Source organism: Amycolatopsis sp. CA-126428 (assembly GCF_002904335.1).
Lineage (GTDB): Bacteria > Actinomycetota > Actinomycetes > Mycobacteriales > Pseudonocardiaceae > Amycolatopsis.
Genome location: NZ_PPHF01000089.1, coordinates 13,673 through 29,905 on the forward strand (window position 1 = coordinate 13,673; position 16,233 = coordinate 29,905).

Annotated in this window: 14 protein-coding genes; 10 read left to right on the forward strand and 4 right to left on the reverse strand. The window is 69.9% G+C overall.

The window, feature by feature from the left end:
- Window positions 1–298: 298 nt before the first annotated feature.
- Window positions 299–775, reverse strand: a complete 477-nt coding sequence (locus C2L58_RS50580) for a hypothetical protein (protein WP_233225891.1) — start codon at window positions 773–775, stop codon at window positions 299–301.
- Between the two features lie 82 nt (window positions 776–857).
- Here C2L58_RS50580 and C2L58_RS24230 point away from each other — a divergent pair, with 82 nt between their 5' ends.
- Window positions 858–6,956, forward strand: a complete 6,099-nt coding sequence (locus C2L58_RS24230) for a DNRLRE domain-containing protein (protein WP_233225892.1) — start codon at window positions 858–860, stop codon at window positions 6,954–6,956.
- Window positions 6,957–7,115: 159 nt separating this feature from the next.
- Here the strand turns inward: C2L58_RS24230 and C2L58_RS49325 are convergent, their stop codons facing one another.
- On the reverse strand, window positions 7,116–7,253 hold the full coding sequence (locus C2L58_RS49325; RefSeq protein WP_158264159.1) for a hypothetical protein: 138 nt from the start codon (window positions 7,251–7,253) through the stop codon (window positions 7,116–7,118).
- 178 nt (window positions 7,254–7,431) lie between these two features.
- Here C2L58_RS49325 and C2L58_RS24235 point away from each other — a divergent pair, with 178 nt between their 5' ends.
- The 9 genes from C2L58_RS24235 to C2L58_RS50585 all read left to right on the forward strand — a co-directional run bounded on the left by C2L58_RS24235 (window position 7,432) and on the right by C2L58_RS50585 (window position 14,589).
- Window positions 7,432–7,998 carry a PhoU domain-containing protein gene (locus C2L58_RS24235; protein WP_103339911.1) on the forward strand — a complete coding sequence of 189 codons (567 nt, stop codon included), beginning with the start codon at window positions 7,432–7,434 and terminating at the stop codon, window positions 7,996–7,998.
- Window positions 7,999–8,133: 135 nt separating this feature from the next.
- Window positions 8,134–8,733 carry a hypothetical protein gene (locus tag C2L58_RS24240; protein ID WP_103339912.1) on the forward strand — a complete coding sequence of 200 codons (600 nt, stop codon included), beginning with the start codon at window positions 8,134–8,136 and terminating at the stop codon, window positions 8,731–8,733.
- Between the two features lie 11 nt (window positions 8,734–8,744).
- Complete coding sequence (locus C2L58_RS24245) at window positions 8,745–9,143, forward strand: hypothetical protein (RefSeq protein ID WP_103339913.1); 399 nt, start codon at window positions 8,745–8,747, stop codon at window positions 9,141–9,143.
- 147 nt (window positions 9,144–9,290) lie between these two features.
- Window positions 9,291–9,599, forward strand: a complete 309-nt coding sequence (locus tag C2L58_RS24250; protein WP_146073659.1) for a hypothetical protein — start codon at window positions 9,291–9,293, stop codon at window positions 9,597–9,599.
- Window positions 9,560–10,378 (forward strand): hypothetical protein, encoded by an 819-nt coding sequence (locus C2L58_RS24255; RefSeq protein ID WP_103339915.1) that lies wholly within the window; start codon window positions 9,560–9,562, stop codon window positions 10,376–10,378. The genes C2L58_RS24250 and C2L58_RS24255 overlap by 40 nt, the downstream gene beginning before the upstream one ends.
- Window positions 10,375–12,558, forward strand: a complete 2,184-nt coding sequence (locus C2L58_RS24260) for a serine/threonine-protein kinase (protein WP_103339916.1) — start codon at window positions 10,375–10,377, stop codon at window positions 12,556–12,558. The genes C2L58_RS24255 and C2L58_RS24260 overlap by 4 nt, the downstream gene beginning before the upstream one ends.
- Before the next feature lie 32 nt (window positions 12,559–12,590).
- The gene (locus tag C2L58_RS24265; protein WP_103339917.1) at window positions 12,591–13,328 is read left to right on the forward strand and encodes a PP2C family protein-serine/threonine phosphatase; all 738 of its coding nucleotides are present in this window, start codon (window positions 12,591–12,593) and stop codon (window positions 13,326–13,328) included.
- Window positions 13,325–14,347: a VWA domain-containing protein gene (locus C2L58_RS24270; protein WP_233225893.1), complete on the forward strand. Its 1,023-nt coding sequence runs from the start codon at window positions 13,325–13,327 to the stop codon at window positions 14,345–14,347. Before C2L58_RS24265 ends, C2L58_RS24270 begins: the two co-directional genes overlap by 4 nt.
- Window positions 14,344–14,589, forward strand: a complete 246-nt coding sequence (locus tag C2L58_RS50585; protein ID WP_233225894.1) for a hypothetical protein — start codon at window positions 14,344–14,346, stop codon at window positions 14,587–14,589. The genes C2L58_RS24270 and C2L58_RS50585 overlap by 4 nt, the downstream gene beginning before the upstream one ends.
- Window positions 14,590–15,314: 725 nt before the next feature.
- On the opposite strand, the gene C2L58_RS24280 is transcribed toward C2L58_RS50585, so the two are convergent.
- Window positions 15,315–15,638: a hypothetical protein gene (locus C2L58_RS24280; protein WP_103339918.1), complete on the reverse strand. Its 324-nt coding sequence runs from the start codon at window positions 15,636–15,638 to the stop codon at window positions 15,315–15,317.
- Between the two features lie 193 nt (window positions 15,639–15,831).
- Window positions 15,832–16,233, reverse strand: a 402-nt coding sequence (locus C2L58_RS48755; RefSeq protein WP_233225895.1) for a hypothetical protein, incomplete at its 5' end; no start/stop codon positions are given.

Below are 16,233 nucleotides of genomic sequence, written 5' to 3' on the forward strand. Positions count from 1 at the left end.
AGAGATGCAAGCGCCATGCGCCTGCGCTTGAGTTCCGGCGTTGGCATCCAGTGTCCTGATGTCGGCCTTCCAGGGCGTTGTCCTTCCGTCATCGACCCCAACTCGGACCTGGCCGACATTTCGGTCATGGCACTAGTCCGATCAGGTACGGCGGCGGAAACGGGCTAAACCTGTCAACCGCACGCACGTGTCTCATGTGGCAGATTCTATTAAAAATAAATTGGAGAAAGCTCCCGAAGAGGCAAGCCTGAAACTGAATGATGAAACGTCCGATCGACGTTTGTGAACCAAAGGCTATTCACTCGAATGGCAGCTTGCCCGCGGTGACACTGCAGCCCAGTATTACGCTGTTGCCCGAACGCCGGGTGCTACACACGTTCGAATTTATTGGGGATCTTCCGGTTTCGGGTGATGCGGCCCACTTTGGCGGCGTGCTCGCAGGCTGAGTCATCGAGGTGGGGTCTGTGTCTTTTTCGGGATTGCTCTTGTCGCCCAGACCGGGATCGTTGGCGGCGCGAATAGTGTCGGTCACGACGGCGTTGGCCCTGGTGTTCGGCGCCGTCGCGGTGGTCGAGCCTGTCGCGAGCGCTGCGGAACCGCAGGTTGCACCGGTTCGCGTGGACTCGCGGCCGGACGTGGTGTCCGCGGCGGTGTCGGCGCGGGCACAGGGGTCGCGGGTCGAGGTGGAATCACTGCGCACCGAGACCTCCACGACCTGGTCGAACCCGGAAGGGACCTTGACCACGGAGGCGCACGGGGCGCCGATCCGGTTCAAGGACTCCGCCGGCAAGTGGCGTCCGGTGGACTTGAACTGGCGTGAGGGCGCGGACGGCGCAGTGGCTCCGGTTGGCCACCCGATGGGATTGAAGCTGGGCAAGAAGACCGGCAAGGCCGGCGCGGCGTTCGCGACGGCGGCCGCCGATCCGGCTCGGCAGGTCGAGTGGCTGGCACCGTGGACGTTGCCGGCACCGGTGCTCGACGGCACGAAGGCGACGTACCCGGACATTCAGCCGGGGGTCGACCTGGTCCTGCACGCCCGCCGTTCGGGCTTCGAGTACGACTTCGTCGTCAAGCGCCGGCCGGCGGCCGCGCCGGAGTGGCGGATCCCCCTGCAGTTGAAGGGGTTGACCGCCCAGCAGAAAACCGACGGCACGATCGACTTCGTCGATTCCGCGAACCGAGTGCACTCCAGCATTCCGGTCCCGCTGATGTGGGACGCAGCAGTCGACCGGCGCAGCGGCGAACCGACCAACCGGACACCGGTCAAGACCGCCGTGGAGACCGCGGCCAACGGGGCGGCGACGTTGGTGGTCACCCCCGACGCACGGTGGTTCAACGACGTCAAGCGGACGTACCCGATCACGGTCGATCCCACCTACGCGGCCGGCACTGCCTACTCCAGCTTCGACACCTGGGCGCAGTCGGACTACACGACCGACCAGTCGGCGTCCCCGGAGCTGAAGGTGGGCACCTACAACGACGGTGCGGTCAAGGCGCGGTCGTTCCTCAACTTCTCCGTCGCCCCGTTCACCGGCAAGCAGATAGTCAGCGCGAACCTGTTCCTCTTCGAGACGTGGTCGTACTCGTGCACCGCCTCCGCTTTCGTCGTGCGGAGCTCTACCCCCGCGTCGACGGCCACGCGCTGGACGTCCCAACCGACCATCGGCGCCCAGTACGGTTCGGCCTCGTGGGCCAAGGGGCACGACGGGAACTGCCCGGCAGGCCGGGTGTCCGTGCCGATCACCGGCCTGGTCCAGGCGTGGTCCAACGCGACCTACCCGACCGGCGGACTGACGGTGATGGCGGCCAACGAAGCCGATTCCAATTCCTGGAAGAGGTTCCACTCCAGCGAGGGCTCGGCGGACCCCTACATCTCCTACACCTACAACCGGCCGCCCGCCGTGCCCGCGATACCGACGGTCACCGAAACTCTCGGCTACGCCGCCCCGGGCGGGGCGACCTACTACTACGCCGCCGGCCGACGGCCATGGGTGCAGACCAAGGGCACTGACGCCGACGGCAACACCGTCCGCTACGAGTTCGAATACCACACCTCGACCGTGGTGTCCTCGACGACGCTGAAAGCCAGCTGCACAAGTTCGGCATACGCCTCCGGGACCACCGCGGGCTGTCGGCCCACCGCTGAACTCCCGGACAACACGGCGATCGTCGTGCGGGCGAGAACCTTCGACGGCTCGTTGCGCTCCGGCTGGTCAGGATGGGTCCTGATCCGCGTCGGTTCGGCTGTGCCCGCCGCTCCGACGATCACCTGCCCGTACGCCAACGGTTCCTGGACCGACACGCCGCCCGCGGCGAACTTCACCTGCACCATTGCCGCACCCGGCCCGGGCTTCAACGCCCCGGGATACGTCCGGGTCACCGTCGACGGCCAGCTCCGTCCGACCAACTTCACCGGTGGCGCGCCGGGGCAGCTCAAGATCACCCCCTCCAGTGACCCGAACGTCGGCAAAGCGGTCATCACCATGCCGAACTCCCCGGGGCTGCACACCATCAAAGCGCAGGCCGAAACCCCGGCCGGCAAGCTGTCCACCGCCTCGACCTACTCGTTCGGCTATGGCGGCTCGACGTTGAGCAGTCCGGCGGTCAGCCCCCGGCTCACCACGACCGGCGGGGTCAGGATCGCCGCGTCGGGTCCCCCGAAGGGCAGCTCGGCCACCCCGACCGCTTCGGTGCGGTGGCGGCTATCGGGCTATGGCGGCGCCAGTGAGTCGGCCGGCTGGAACACCGCGGCCAGCGCCCCGCTGACGGTGACTGACAACGGTGCCGCGGGCGTGACGGTGTCGGGAATCTGGAACACCGCCGCGGACACGCAGGACGGACAGCTCGACGCCGACCCGAGCTCCGCCGGCGTGCAGCCGACGGTGCTCAATGACCGGCTGCCCGCGCTGCTGGACGTCCAGGTGTGCCTGACCTACACGAGCACGACGCAGTGCACCTGGTCCCAGACCAAGAGCAGTGTGCTGCGGGTGCCGCACGCCTTCGGCAACGGCTTCCCCACCGCCGAAGAGGGCCCGGGACAGGTGGCGTTGTGGACCGGCGAGTTCAACACCGAGGCGACGGACATCTCGGTGCCCGGTTACACCGGTGACCTGACGGTGTCCCGTTCGCACTCCACTTTCGCCGGCGCCAACGATACCGTCACCGGTGTGTTCGGGCCGGGCTGGACCGCCGGGTTCGACGGTGCCGAAGCGGGCGTTGCCGGCATGCAGGTGATCGACAACACCCGGACCGACGGCACCATCGCGCTCGTCGACGGCGACAACACGACGATGGTGTTCGAGTCGCCGAGCAGCAAGCGGCGCAGCACCGCAACGCTGGAGGCGGGAACGTGGGTGCCGGCGGAGGAAGACGCCGCACAGGGAAGGGCCAAGCTCACGGTGGGCAGCACCGGAGCGGGAACGACCATCGCCTACACCGAGGACGACGGCACGACGACCACCTTCGTCACGACCGCCGCCACCGCGCCGACGGCGGCCGCGGCCGGGACGTTCCGGCCCTCGAGCGTCGCCGAGGCCGGGGTGGCCGGAAAGACCGCGTACACCTATGACGCCACCGGCCGCGTCGCCCGCATCCTGGCGCCCGCCGCACCCGGCGTCGTCTGTGCGGACGCGCAGGGCGCCTACGCCAACGCGGTCGGCTGCCGGTCGCTGAGGTTCGACTACGGAACTTCCGGCTCCGCCAACGGCCGTCTGGTCACCGCGTGGCTGGACATCTACAACCCGGACAAGCCGGGCGGCGCCGGCATGGACTCGATCAAGGTCGCGGCTTACGGCTACGATGCCGTGGGACGGCTGGCCACCGCGACCGATCCCCGCAGCAACCTGACCGTCGGTTACGGCTACGACGGGGGCAACCGCCTCACTTCGGTGGCGCCGCCGGGACAGATCCCGTTCCAGCTCACCTACACCGCCGCACCGGACGTGAAGCTGGCCAACGTGAAACGCGACCGGCCGGCCGGCGACCCCACCGGCGGCACCGCCACTCTCGCGTCGTTCGTCTACGACGTGCCGACGGCTGGACAGGGGCTACCCGACCTCACATCGTCTACTGTGGACAAGTGGGGGCAGGTGTCGTATCCGGTCAAGGGTTTCGCGGTCTTCGGGGCCGAGCACCCGGCCCCCGCGACCACGCCGTCCGGTATTGCCGCCGGTGACTGGGAGTACGCCCGGCTGCAGTACACCGATGACGACGGCTACACCGTGAACACCGCCGAGTTCGGCGCGGGCGCGTGGCAGTACACGGCCACCGACTACGACGCCAAGGGCAACGAGGTGCGTGAGCTGGACCAGCGGGCACTTCGGCTGATCCTCGACGGTGCGGAGGCCGGCGCCGATCAGCTCGCCTCGACCACGGTCTACAACCAGGACGAGACGCTGATCACCGACAGCTATGGCCCGGCCAAGATGGCGACACTGCGAGACGGCAGCACCCGGTTGCTGCGTACGCACCGCAAGATCGAGTTCGACCAGGGCGCACCGAACGGCGGCGTCAACCCCGCCACGGGAATGCCCTACCGGCTGGCGACCACCGAGACCAGCTACGCCAATGATCCCGGCACCGGCCAGGATGTGGAGCCGATCAGCCGCACGCTCACCGACTACACAGCACCCGTGCCAGGTGATCCGGACGGCTGGGCTCTCGGGCTGCCCGGCCGGGTCACCACCGACGTCGACCTGAACGGCGCGGTGTCGGCCGGTGACGTCACGAAGGTCACCCGCTACGACGCCGAAAACCGCGTGGTGGAGGACCGGCAGCCGACGTCGACCGGCTCCGACGCGGGAACCCTCGACACGGTCTACTACGGGGCTGCGGCAAACGCGGCGCACCCCGAATGCGGCTCGAAACCACAGTGGGCCGGCCTGGTCTGTACCCGCTTCCCCGCGGCGGCACCGTCGTCCGGTCCGGCGCTCCCAGCGACCACCACGACCGGCTTCAGCTACCTGCTGGCGCCGACCACCGTGGTCGCGACCTCCGGCGGGGTCAGCCGCACCACGACGACCGCCTACCTGGCCGACGGGCGGGCCTCCTCCGTCACGACCACGGTGTCCGGGCTGCCCGGTTCGACCCCGAACACCAGGAAGGAGACGACCTACGACCCGGCCACCGGTGCTGCCACCACCATCACGGCCCGCAACGCCGATGGCACGGTCGCCTCTGTCGTGGAGACCGGATTCGATGCCTGGGGCAGGCAGGTCAGCTACCAGCCGTCGGGTGAGTCGGCCACGACGACCGGCTACGGCGCCGATGGGGCGGCGGCCGTTGTCACCGACGCCAACGCCGTCACCCGCTACACCTACGACGGAACCGACGCGGCCGGCAAGATCGAGCGGCGAGGCCTGCCGACCAAGGTCGAGGTGAGCACGGCCGGGTCAACATGGACGTCGACCGGAGCGTACGACGCTGACAGCGGCCTGACCGTGGAGCAGCTGCCCGGCGGGTTGACGCGGCGGATCGACCTGGACAACACCGGCACGAAGACCGGGCTGAGCTACACCGGCTCCGATGGTGGCTGGCTGTCCTGGTCGTTGGACAACGACGCTGCCGGACGGGTCGTCCACGAATGGACGCCGGACGGCTCGGCCTTCACCGGTCCGGCCGCCGACGGTGATCCGACGGACACCGGCGACGCGGTGCCCTACGACCGCGCCAACTCCTACGACGGGGCCGGGAGGCTGGCCGAGGTGCGCGACCGGACGGCAGCCTCGACCGGCGTCGACGTCACCGACCCGGCATCGGCACCAGGCTGTGTCACCCGCGCGTATTCGTTCGACGGCAACGACAACCGGCTCGCGAAGGCCACCCGCCCACCCGCGGCGGACGGGGCGTGTACCACCACGGGTGGCACTACGGTGTCACGGTCGTTCGACGCTGCCGACCGCCCGAACACCGGATACAGCTACGACGAACTCGGCCGCACCCTGACCCTGCCCGCCGCGGACGCCCCGCGCCCGACAGCCGGAAACGTCACGATCGGCTACTACGACGGTGACCAGGCCAAGTCCATCGCCCAGAACGGCGTGACCACCTCGTTCACCTTGGACGCGGCCGACCGGCGCTACACCGAGTCGGTCGTCGACGACAGCAGCACCACGGTGAGCGTGCGGCACTACACCGACGGCTCGGACAATCCGACCTGGATCAGCACGGGCACCGCGACCCGCCGCTATGCCGAACTCGTCGGCGACGACCTCGCCTTGACCGTGGACCAGACCGGCGCCGGGTCGCTGACCATCGCGAACCCCCACGGCGACATAGTGTCCACAGTAGATCTGGCCACACCGGCCACCACCGCGACCGCACTCAACGGCTGGAACGACTTCGACGAGTACGGCAATCCCGCGGCGGCCAACACCAACCAGACCGGAGCGGCGGCGTACGGCTGGCTCGGCACCAAGCAACGAGCGGTGTCCGGCGCCGGCCTGACCCTCATGGGCGCTCGGCTGTACAACCCCGCCACCGGCTTGTTCCTGTCGGTCGATCCCGTCCGTGCCGGCAACACCAACGCCTACAACTACCCGGCCGACCCGGCCAACATGTCTGACGTCACCGGTCAGATCAACAGGGAGGAGGGTGGGGGCGGCTGCGATTGCGGCAACAAGAGCGTCAAGAGCGCACTCAAGAAACTCAAGAAGTCCATCAGCAAGGCCAAGAGGTACATCAAGAAGCTGCCGAGGTCGAAGCGGTACGTCCTCAGCCGGGCGCTGGGGAAGGCCACGCACGCAATGCGGCGTATCGATCCCCACGGCGTAATCCAGTGCTTCTTCGCGGTCATGTGGTTGGTCTCCGCGGTCATCGGGATTGTTATTGCCATCTGGTTCGCAGAGAGTCCACTGACCTGGATCCTTATTTGGAAGCTCGCCGCGGAAGTCATCGCAGCGGTCGGCGCCGTGACGGTGGCTTGCTTCCCTTACCGGGGGTCCGGCGGGAAGGACTGAGAATCTGCGGTCTCGGGCATCGCCAAGTCGGTCATGTCCGGAGTCGGCACACCGGTTGAGTCGTACCTGGTGGCTGTGGCTGCCACGTCCCGGAAGCGGCGCCCCTTGGCGGGGTGCCGCTTCCGGCGTACTGGAGAGGTGGCTCCTGCCGTTGCAGTACTAGTTCTGCTCGTTGTGGCCCAGACGCACGTCATTGCGGCGCGGGTGAGCTTCGCACCAACGTTCCGCCGCGCGCAGCGCGAGAGCCAGCACGACGAAACCGCCGATCAACATCAGCGTGTAGGCGAAGTCGCTCATCGGAATCCTTCGGCTCGGGAACTGCGTCACCGAACGATGCCGCGGTACGACCGCGGGCGCCCACCCTGTCAGTGCATCCTTCACGGCGCGCGGGCGGACGTTGACGTTGCCTTGATCCGGCGTCGAGTTTCCGTCAATTCGGTGGACTTCCCGTGTCGGCTTTGGACAGTGTGGACTCATGCGCAACCTCGTCGATCCGGCGGACCTGGTCCGGCTGACCCAGCTCACCGCTGCTGCCATGGAGCGGGCGACCGTCGCCGTGGAGGAAGCCGATGTCGCGCTGGCCGACGACGTCGTGGCGGGTTCGGTGCGGCTCGACCGCTCGCGCGGTGACCTGGCCCGGCAGCTGAGCACGGCTCTCGTGGCGCGGGCGCCGGCTGTCCCGGTGCTCGCTACGATCCATGCACTGACCGAGCTGGAGCGGATGAGCGGGCTCGTCCTGCACGTCGCCCGGGCCGTGCAGCGCGCCTACCCGCAGCCCGTGGTGCCGCGCGAATCGACGCCGGATTTCGTGGAGCTGGGCCGGATCGCGGTGTGGCTCGCGGAACTGGCCGCGGGCAACGGGCGCGTCCGCTCGCTGATCAGCGTCGAGGACGACCTCGCCGACCTGCGCCGGATCCTCGCCCGGCTGCAGGAGCACGGCGAGATCGCCGTGCTGAGCCGCTGCTATGAGAGGTTCGCCGGCCACGCGGTCCGGCTGGGCCGCCTCCTGGACTCCGCAGTGCCCCGCAACCAGGCAGCCTGACCGGTTTCGTCCTTACCCCCGTTGATGATTTCTTGACGGATACCCCGCCGTTCCCGACGAAACGCGAACGCCGCCCGGTCCGGTCCGCGCTTAGGCTCGCTTCGACCGAGCACGAACTACCACTGGGGATCACGCATGCGTTCTTTTCGCCTCCTTGCCACGGCTTTCGCCGCGGCCTGCGGGCTGGTGCTGACCGCCGTCCCGGCCGGTGCCGCGCCGGCTGACGACGTCCAGGATCTGCTCCACGCCTGGGCAGCCGCGGGTGCGCCCGCCGGCGGCGGCACCTTGGACAGCCCGGAGGGCCGGCAGCTGACCGAAGCACTCGACGGCACCGCCGCCGCCCGGCCGTCCGTCGCGGCGGCCGCCGCCGCCGCGTACCCGTCCTGCCACGGGACCTTCCCCTCGAACGGCGTCGCGAACATCACCGTGCAGTCGTCGGCGGCGCACGGGATCCCGTGGGTGGTCAAGCTGACTTCGGCGAACTCCCGGTTCGGCGTGGTGGTGCTGTCGGCCCAGATCTACGCGAACAACCGGCAGGCCAACGTGTACGCGCCGCACACCGAACCGTGGAACTACAACTTCCACGGCCCGCTGCCCCGCAAATTCCAGGTGGTCGGCGGCGGCACCTACACCATGCCGGACGGGGCGACGGTGTCGTTCCTGTTCGTGTGGCACTCCGCGGCTCACCCGTCCGAGGGTGGCTACGCTTACCTGACCTGCAAGTACGACATCTGAGGCCATCACGCATGCAGACCGCGGACGAGAACGCGTACGTCATCGAGGAGTTCCGGCCGATCCGGCACGACATCCTCGCCGCGGGGCTGCGTGCCGAAGCCGGGGATCCTCACCGCATCGCGGGGGATCCCCGGCTCCTGGCCTGGCTGCGCGTCGAGGGCGAGCAGATCGGTGTCCTCGCCCTCGACGAGGCGGCCGCCGCGGCCGAACGGCTGAGCACGCTGGCCGATTTCACCCAGGATCTGGTGCTGGAGAAAGTCTTCGCCGACGGGCGCAGTGTCACGTGGCCCCGCTGTCTCGACCGGACGCACGGGCATCCCATGGTCGTCGCCCTCGACGACGGGCGGGCGCTGTGGCGGTGCCCGCGCGACGCACGTCTCGTGGTGCCGATCGGCGAACTCGAAGCCTGACCCTGCGCCTGCGTAGTCATTCGGTCGCTCCAGGTGTCTTGATGCCTTCTTCACGGGTTGCCGCAGGATCTTGACGCCTTCGTTGTGGTCGACCGTGGACGCCTGGGGATACAACGACGTCCTGGGGTCTGGGGGAGCGGAGGGGACGTGGCACCCGTGAACACGGCCGAAGTGCCGATGAGCCGGCCGGAAGCCGACGAGGCGCTGAGCCGCCTGCGGGCGGACGGCGACGCGTTCGCGGCCGCGCTGATGGAACTCGAGGACCACCCGGGGCGGCGTTTCCTCGAAGGCACCGCGTCCGAGGGGACGACCCTCGACCGCTGGACGGCCGCGAAGGCGGCGATCGGCGTGCTGTGGGACCGGCTCGGTCGCTACCGCACGGTCGTCCGGCAGCCGCGGAGACCGACGACCTCGCCATGGCCACCGTGCTCGTGCGCGGCCCGGCCGCCGAGCTGACCGCGGCGATCACGACGGGCCTGAGCACCGTCACCGAGGTCTTCGCCGCGGCCGAACGAATCTGGTCGGAATACGTGCCGTGGCTGGACCGGACGGACGAGCAGCTCCGCGCGGCCGCGGCCACCGAGCTGGGCGACGCCGCGTTGTCCCGGTTGATCGGCGAAGTGGCCGACCTGCGGGCGCAGGTGTTCTCCGACCCCCTGTCCCTCCCGCCCGATGACGGCCGGATCGCCCGGCTCACGGCCGAACTCGACACGGCGCAGCGGGAGATCGGCGAGCTGGCGAGTCTGCGCCGCGAGCGCGACGTCGAGATCGCGGGCCTGCGGGGGAGCCTGGAGCGGCTGACCGATGCGGAGCGGCGAGCACGGGAGGTCATGGCACTGGCCCGCGCCAAGGTCTCGACCTCACTGACCGACGTGCCCGACGCGGCCTCGGTGCTCACGCGGCGTCTCGACCAGGTCGCGGCGACGGAGGATCTGCGTCGGCTGGCGGCGGGACTGGCCCAGCTGCGCACTTCGGTCGACGCCGCGCTCGAACGAGCCGGCCAGGCCGAGGAGAACGCGCGGGGACTCCTCGACCGCCGCGCGGAACTGCGTGGCCGTCTCGACGCCTACCGGGTCAAGGCCGCCCGGCTCGGGCACAGCGAGGACGCCGGGCTCGCCGGGCTGCACCGGCGGGCCCACGGCCTGCTCTGGTCGGCGCCCTGCGACCTCGCGGCGGCAACCGCGGCCGTGCTGGCCTACCAGCAAGCGGTCAACGACAGGGGGAACACGCGATGAGCGCCTGCGGCAGAGCCGGCTGCACCGGCACGATCGAGGACGGCTTCTGCGACGTCTGCGGCCTGGCTCCGGCCGCGGCGGCGAATCCGGTGTCCACGCCGGTGAGCACCCGCACCGGCCGCGGCTCGCGCCGCAGCTCGACCCGGTCGAGCCGGTCGACCCGGCGCGGCCACCTGGGCGCCGGGCTGGTCGAGGTGCCCCCGGTGCCGTACCGCGACCCGGCGTCAGCCGTCCTGGACCACCCGGAAGTGGCCGAGCACAAGCGGTTCTGCAACGCCTGCGACGCGCCGGTCGGACGCGGCCGGGACGGCAAGCCCGGCCGAGCGGAAGGCTTCTGCACCAGCTGCGGCGCCGCCTATTCGTTCACGCCCAAGCTGGCCGCGGGCGACGTCGTCGCCGGGCAGTACGAGGTGCTCGGCTGTCTCGCCCACGGCGGCCTCGGCTGGATCTACCTGGCGCGAGACCGGAACGTCAACGGCCGCTGGGTCGTGCTCAAGGGCCTGCTGGACACCAGCGACGCCGAGGCGATGGCCGCCGCGGTCGCCGAACGCCGGTTCCTCGCCGAGGTCGAGCACCCGGCTATCGTCAAGATCTACAACTTCGTCCAGCACCCGGACCCGCGCGGCACGATGGTCGGCTACATCGTCATGGAGTACGTCGGGGGCCAGTCGCTGAAGCAGCTGCGTGCCGAGCGCGACGAAGGCGGGCACCTGCGGCCGCTGCCGCTGAGCGTGGCGATCGCCTACGCGCTGGAGGTGCTGCCCGCGCTGGGTTACCTGCACGGCAAGGGCCTGCTCTACTGCGACTTCAAGCCGGACAACGTGATCCAGTCCGAGGAGCAGCTGAAGCTCATCGACCTCGGCGCGGTCCGGCGGGTCGACGACGAGGACAGCGCGGTCTACAAGACCGACGGCTACTGTCCGCCGGAACTCGGCGACGAAGGCCCGGCGGTCGACACGGACCTCTACACGGCGGGCCGGACGCTGGCGGTGCTGACGTTCAACTTCGACTACACCGGCGCGTTCCGCGACCGGCTGCCGACGGCGGCCGACGTGCCACTGCTGGCCCGGTACGACTCGTTCCACCGGTTCCTCGGCCGCGCCACCGCGGCCGATCCGGACGGGCGGTTCACCTCAGCGGAGGAGATGACCGAGCAGCTGACCGGGGTGCTGCGCGAAGTGTTGTCGACTGAGGACGGACAACCGCGGCCGGGTGTTTCCACCGTGTTCGGCGGCGAGCGCCGTGTGTTCGGGGCGGACTACGAGACCTGGCCCGCGCCGTACGACCCGGCCGCGCTGGTCACCGCGCTGCCGGTACCGCAGGTCGACAACTCCGACGCGGCCGCCGGCCTGCTCGCCACCGTCGCCGCGGATGATCCCGAGACGTTGATCGCAACCCTGACGCAGGCCCGCGTGTCCACTGTGGAGGTCAAACTCCGGATCACCCGCGCCCACCTTGAGCTCGGCCGCCCGGACGAGGCCGTAGCCCTGCTGGACGAGGTGCACCGCGATGATCCGTGGGACTGGCGCGTCGATTGGTACCACGGGGTCGCGGCGCTGGCCGCGGGCGAGTTCGCCGCGGCAGAACGCCGGTTCGATGCCGTCTACGACGCGCTTCCCGGTGAGGCCGCGCCGAAGCTCGCGCTCGCGGCGGTCCTCGAATGCCAGGGTGAATTTCGGCGGGCGGCGCGCTACTACGACACGGTGTGGCGCACCGGCCACACCCACGTCAGCGCAGCCTTCGGGCTCGCGCGGGTGCTGCTGCGCCTGAACGACCGCGCCGGCGCGGTGACCGCGCTGACGTCCGTTCCGGCTGCGTCGAGCTTCCACGTGGCGGCCCAGCTGGCCGCCGTGCGCGCCCGGACCCACGAGCGGGACCTCGCCGAGCTCGTCGAAGCCGACCTCGTCGAGGCGTCCGTGCGGCTGGAGTCATTGGAGCTGGACGCCCTGCGCCGGGCCCGGGTGGCCGTGGAACTGCTCGGCGCGGCCCGCGCCTGGGTGGGGACCCGGCAAGGTCCCGGCAACGGCGGCCAGGTGCTTGGCTCACCGCTCACCGAGCGGGATCTCAGCCGGAGCCTGGAGCGCTCCTACCGCGCGCTGGCGCGGCTGGCGACCGGCAAGCGTGACCGCGTCGCCCTGGTCGACCAGGCGAACGCGGTCCGTCCGGTGACCTGGCTGTGACCACAAGGGACTGTGCCGGCTGCGGGGAATCCGTGGCTCCCGGCGACAAATTCTGCGAGCGGTGCGGGCTCGCTCAGCCGGCCGGCCGCGACCGCATCGAGCTGAACGTCGGCGACGCCGCGGGGATCAGCGACCGCGGGCGGCACCACTACCGCAACGAGGACGCGCTGGCGATCCGGGCGGGTGAGCGGCTCATCGCGGTCGTCTGCGACGGAGTGTCCACGTCAGACCGTCCGGACGAAGCCGCCCGGCTGGCCGCGGACACCGCCGCGGACGTACTGAGCGGTGGCGGAAGCACCAAGGACGCCGTCGGCGCGGCGGCCGAGGCCGTCGCCGCGCTGGCACCCGGCACGGTGGAACCGCCCGCGTGCACCTACGTTTCGGCCGTGCTGACCGGGGACGAGGTGCGGATCGGCTGGGTCGGGGACAGCCGTGCCTACTGGCTGGGCGAGACCGAATGCCGCCTGCTCACCGAGGACGACGCGGTCGGGCACGTGCTCACCGCGTGGCTCGGCGCGGACGCGGGCGAAGTCGCCCCCCGCGAGCTGACGTTGACCCCGGCCGAGCCGGGCACCGTGCTTCTGTGCAGCGACGGCCTGTGGAACTACCTCGGCGAAGCGCGCGAGCTCCGAGACCACCTCCGGACCGCCCCGAGCCCCGCGGCGGCCGCCGCCGGGCTCGTCCGGTACGCCAACGACCAGGGCGGGCACGACAACATCACCGTCGTGCTGCTCCCGTTCCCGCCCGCCACCACCAGGAGCGCGTCATGACCGGCTTCGCCATCGAGGTCTACCAGAACGAATACCTGCCCGACAGTGTCACCGAGGTCAACGCGGTGCTCACGGTCACCGCGTCCGGTGCGGTGTCCGCCGCGGGCACCGCGGCGGCGGAGGTGATCGTCATCGACTGCTCCGGGTCCATGGAGTACCCGCGCGACAAGATGGCCGCGGCCATCCGCGCCACCGAGGCGGCCGTCGACGCCCTGCGCGACGGCGTCGAGTTCGCCGTCGTCGCGGGGACGGGGCAGGCCCGGCTCGTCTACCCGGCGGCCGGGCTGGTCGCCGCCGGCGCGAAGACCCGGGCGGCGGCGAAGGCGGCTGTGCGGCGCCTGAAGCCCGAGGGCGGGACGGCGATCGGGAGGTGGCTTGCGCTGGCGTCGCAGCTGTTCGAGGGCCGGGAGGGCGCGCTGAAGCACGTGATCCTGCTGACCGACGGGCGCAACGAGCACGAGAAGCCCGAAGAGCTCGAGCGGGTGCTCGCCGCGTGCGCGGGCCGGTTCGTCTGCGACTGCCGGGGCGTCGGGACCGGTTGGCAGGTCGCCGAGCTGCGCCGGGTGGCGACGGCGTTGCTCGGCACGGTCGACATCGTGGCCGACCCCGCCGGGCTGGCCGCCGACTTCCGGGCGATGGCCACCGCGGCCATGGGCAAGTCGGTGGCGGACGTGGCGCTGCGGCTGTGGACGCCGCAGAGCGCGAAGGTCAAGTTCGTCAAGCAGGTCGCTCCCGAGGTCGTCGACCTGACCGGCAAGCGCACCGAGTCCGGGCCGCGCACCGGTGATTACCCGACCGGTTCGTGGGGTGCCGAGAGCCGCGACTACCAGCTCTGCGTCGAGGTGACTCCCGGCCGGGTCGGCGACGTCATGCTCGCGGCCCGGGCGAGCCTGGTCGCCGGCGCCGACGTGCTGGCCCAGGGCCTGGTCAAGGCGGTGTGGACCGACGACGCGGCGCTGTCGACCCGGATCAGCAAGGAGGTCGCCCACTACACCGGGCAGGCCGAGCTGGCGGCGTGATCCAGGAAGGGATGGCCGCGCAGCGTGAAGGCGACGTCGAACGCGCCACCTCGAAACTCGGGCGGGCGGTACAACTGGCCACCTCCTCCGGCAACGCCGACACCGCGGCACTGCTCGCCAAGGTCGTGGACATCGAGGACCCGGTGACCGGCACGGTTCGGCTGAAGTCGCGCATCGCCGCGGCCGACGCGATGACCCTGGACACCCGCTCCACTAAGACCTCTCGCGTGCGCAAGAGCTGATCGCCGTGCCCGCCTGCCCAAGCGGCCACGAGTCCGTGGCCGACGACTTCTGCGACGTCTGCGGCCATCAGCTGGGTACCGCACCCGTGGTGGCACCGTCGGCACCGGAGACGGCCTGCCCGTCGTGCGGCGAGCCGACGTCCGGCCGGTGCCCACGATGGTGACTGCCAGTTCCGGGTACTGCTGTGGCGCCGTAGACGTTGTGGGCGCGGTTTTCGTGCGCGTGGAATCGAGTGTGAACTTCATGTGACGGCCTTTCGTCTCCGCGGAGAGAGAGCGTGGCGTCCATTGAGGAGTGTCGGGTGTGACTTACGATTCGGCGATCGGCGTGGTCAGCTCGGTGCGCAGTTCCTGCGAGTTCTCGGAGAAGTCGGGGTCGACTGTGGCCGTGTTGATGCCGTCGTCGGGCATCGCGTGGATCAGTTGGCTGAGCTGGTCGGTCGCGGATCCTTGAGGAGATCGCAGCGGCGGAAGTGCCGTCGTGGCGCAGGTAGGGCAGCGGTGACGGCCAGGGCGGCCATCTCAGGTACGCCCTGTTCGGGGGCGTGGCGCTACAGGTCCAGCCACAGAGCGTGTGCGGCCGCGAGCCGCTCGTCGGTGGCCCGGATGAGCTAGATTTCGTCCAGACGGAGACTACAGAGAGCGGCCAGAGAGGGCGGCGATCACATGCTCGCCAGTCTGAACGTGCCAGGCGGTGGCGGCGGTAACGGCATCGTCGAGCCGGTTCAGGCGCCAGCGCGGGGAGTGGGCGGGCGCTGGAAGGAATTGCTGCAGGAATTCGTCGCGGCTGCGGGTAGACACGGTTGCCCAGGGTGAGACGTGCGCGTTCGTCGGTGATGTGGCAGGTCGGTCATGGTGTCGATGTGGTTGTCGACGTCGTAGCAGGACCACGTGACCCCGGTCGTGAAGCCGGACAGGTGCAGCAGTTCGTCGTTGGTATAGCCGCGGTCGTGCAGCCTCTGGGTAGAGCCGACCAGCTGCAGAAGGTAGGGCAGGTCGCCGGTGTCGACATTGTCGTGCACGACGGCGCCGAAGAGGCGGATGACCAAGTTATAGGCGTGACCTGCCGCGAGCGTGGTTCACCCGCCCCACCCCGTACCAGACACGATTCACGTAAATCGCAGGCTGGTACAGCGCCCCGGCGGTTGCATGCCAGCCTCGGCTACCTCAACTCGACCGCCTACGAGACGTCCAAGCCACACCTGACCTCATTACCTCAACGACTCTGCCTATCAAACCGCTTCATACCTGCTCTCGATGCGTGCTCGTCCGCGCCGTGATTACGTCCTCCAACGCATCTGGAATCACCGCGTCAGGCAGAAGGGAGGTCAGTCGGCGGGCTAGTCGGTCGTCGCGAACAAGGGTGCCGTGGGCCACACCAGATGCCGCCGAGGTCTTGTCCAGTTGCCGAGCGGCCCAAGCTGCTGTCAGTTCGCCCGCCATCAAGCGCTGGTAGTCTTCGCGCAGATGCCAGCCGATGCCGGGGGCGAGGCGAGAGTTGGCGGCGAACGCCGATCCGGCGTTTCGGATCTTGCGGGTGAACTGGGCGATTCCTCGGTCTGGCACGTGGAGGGGACTGCCCCGAGTTTGGTTGACTCGCAGGTGGGGTGGATCAGGCCGCGGTTGCGTGCCTGTTGATTGTCT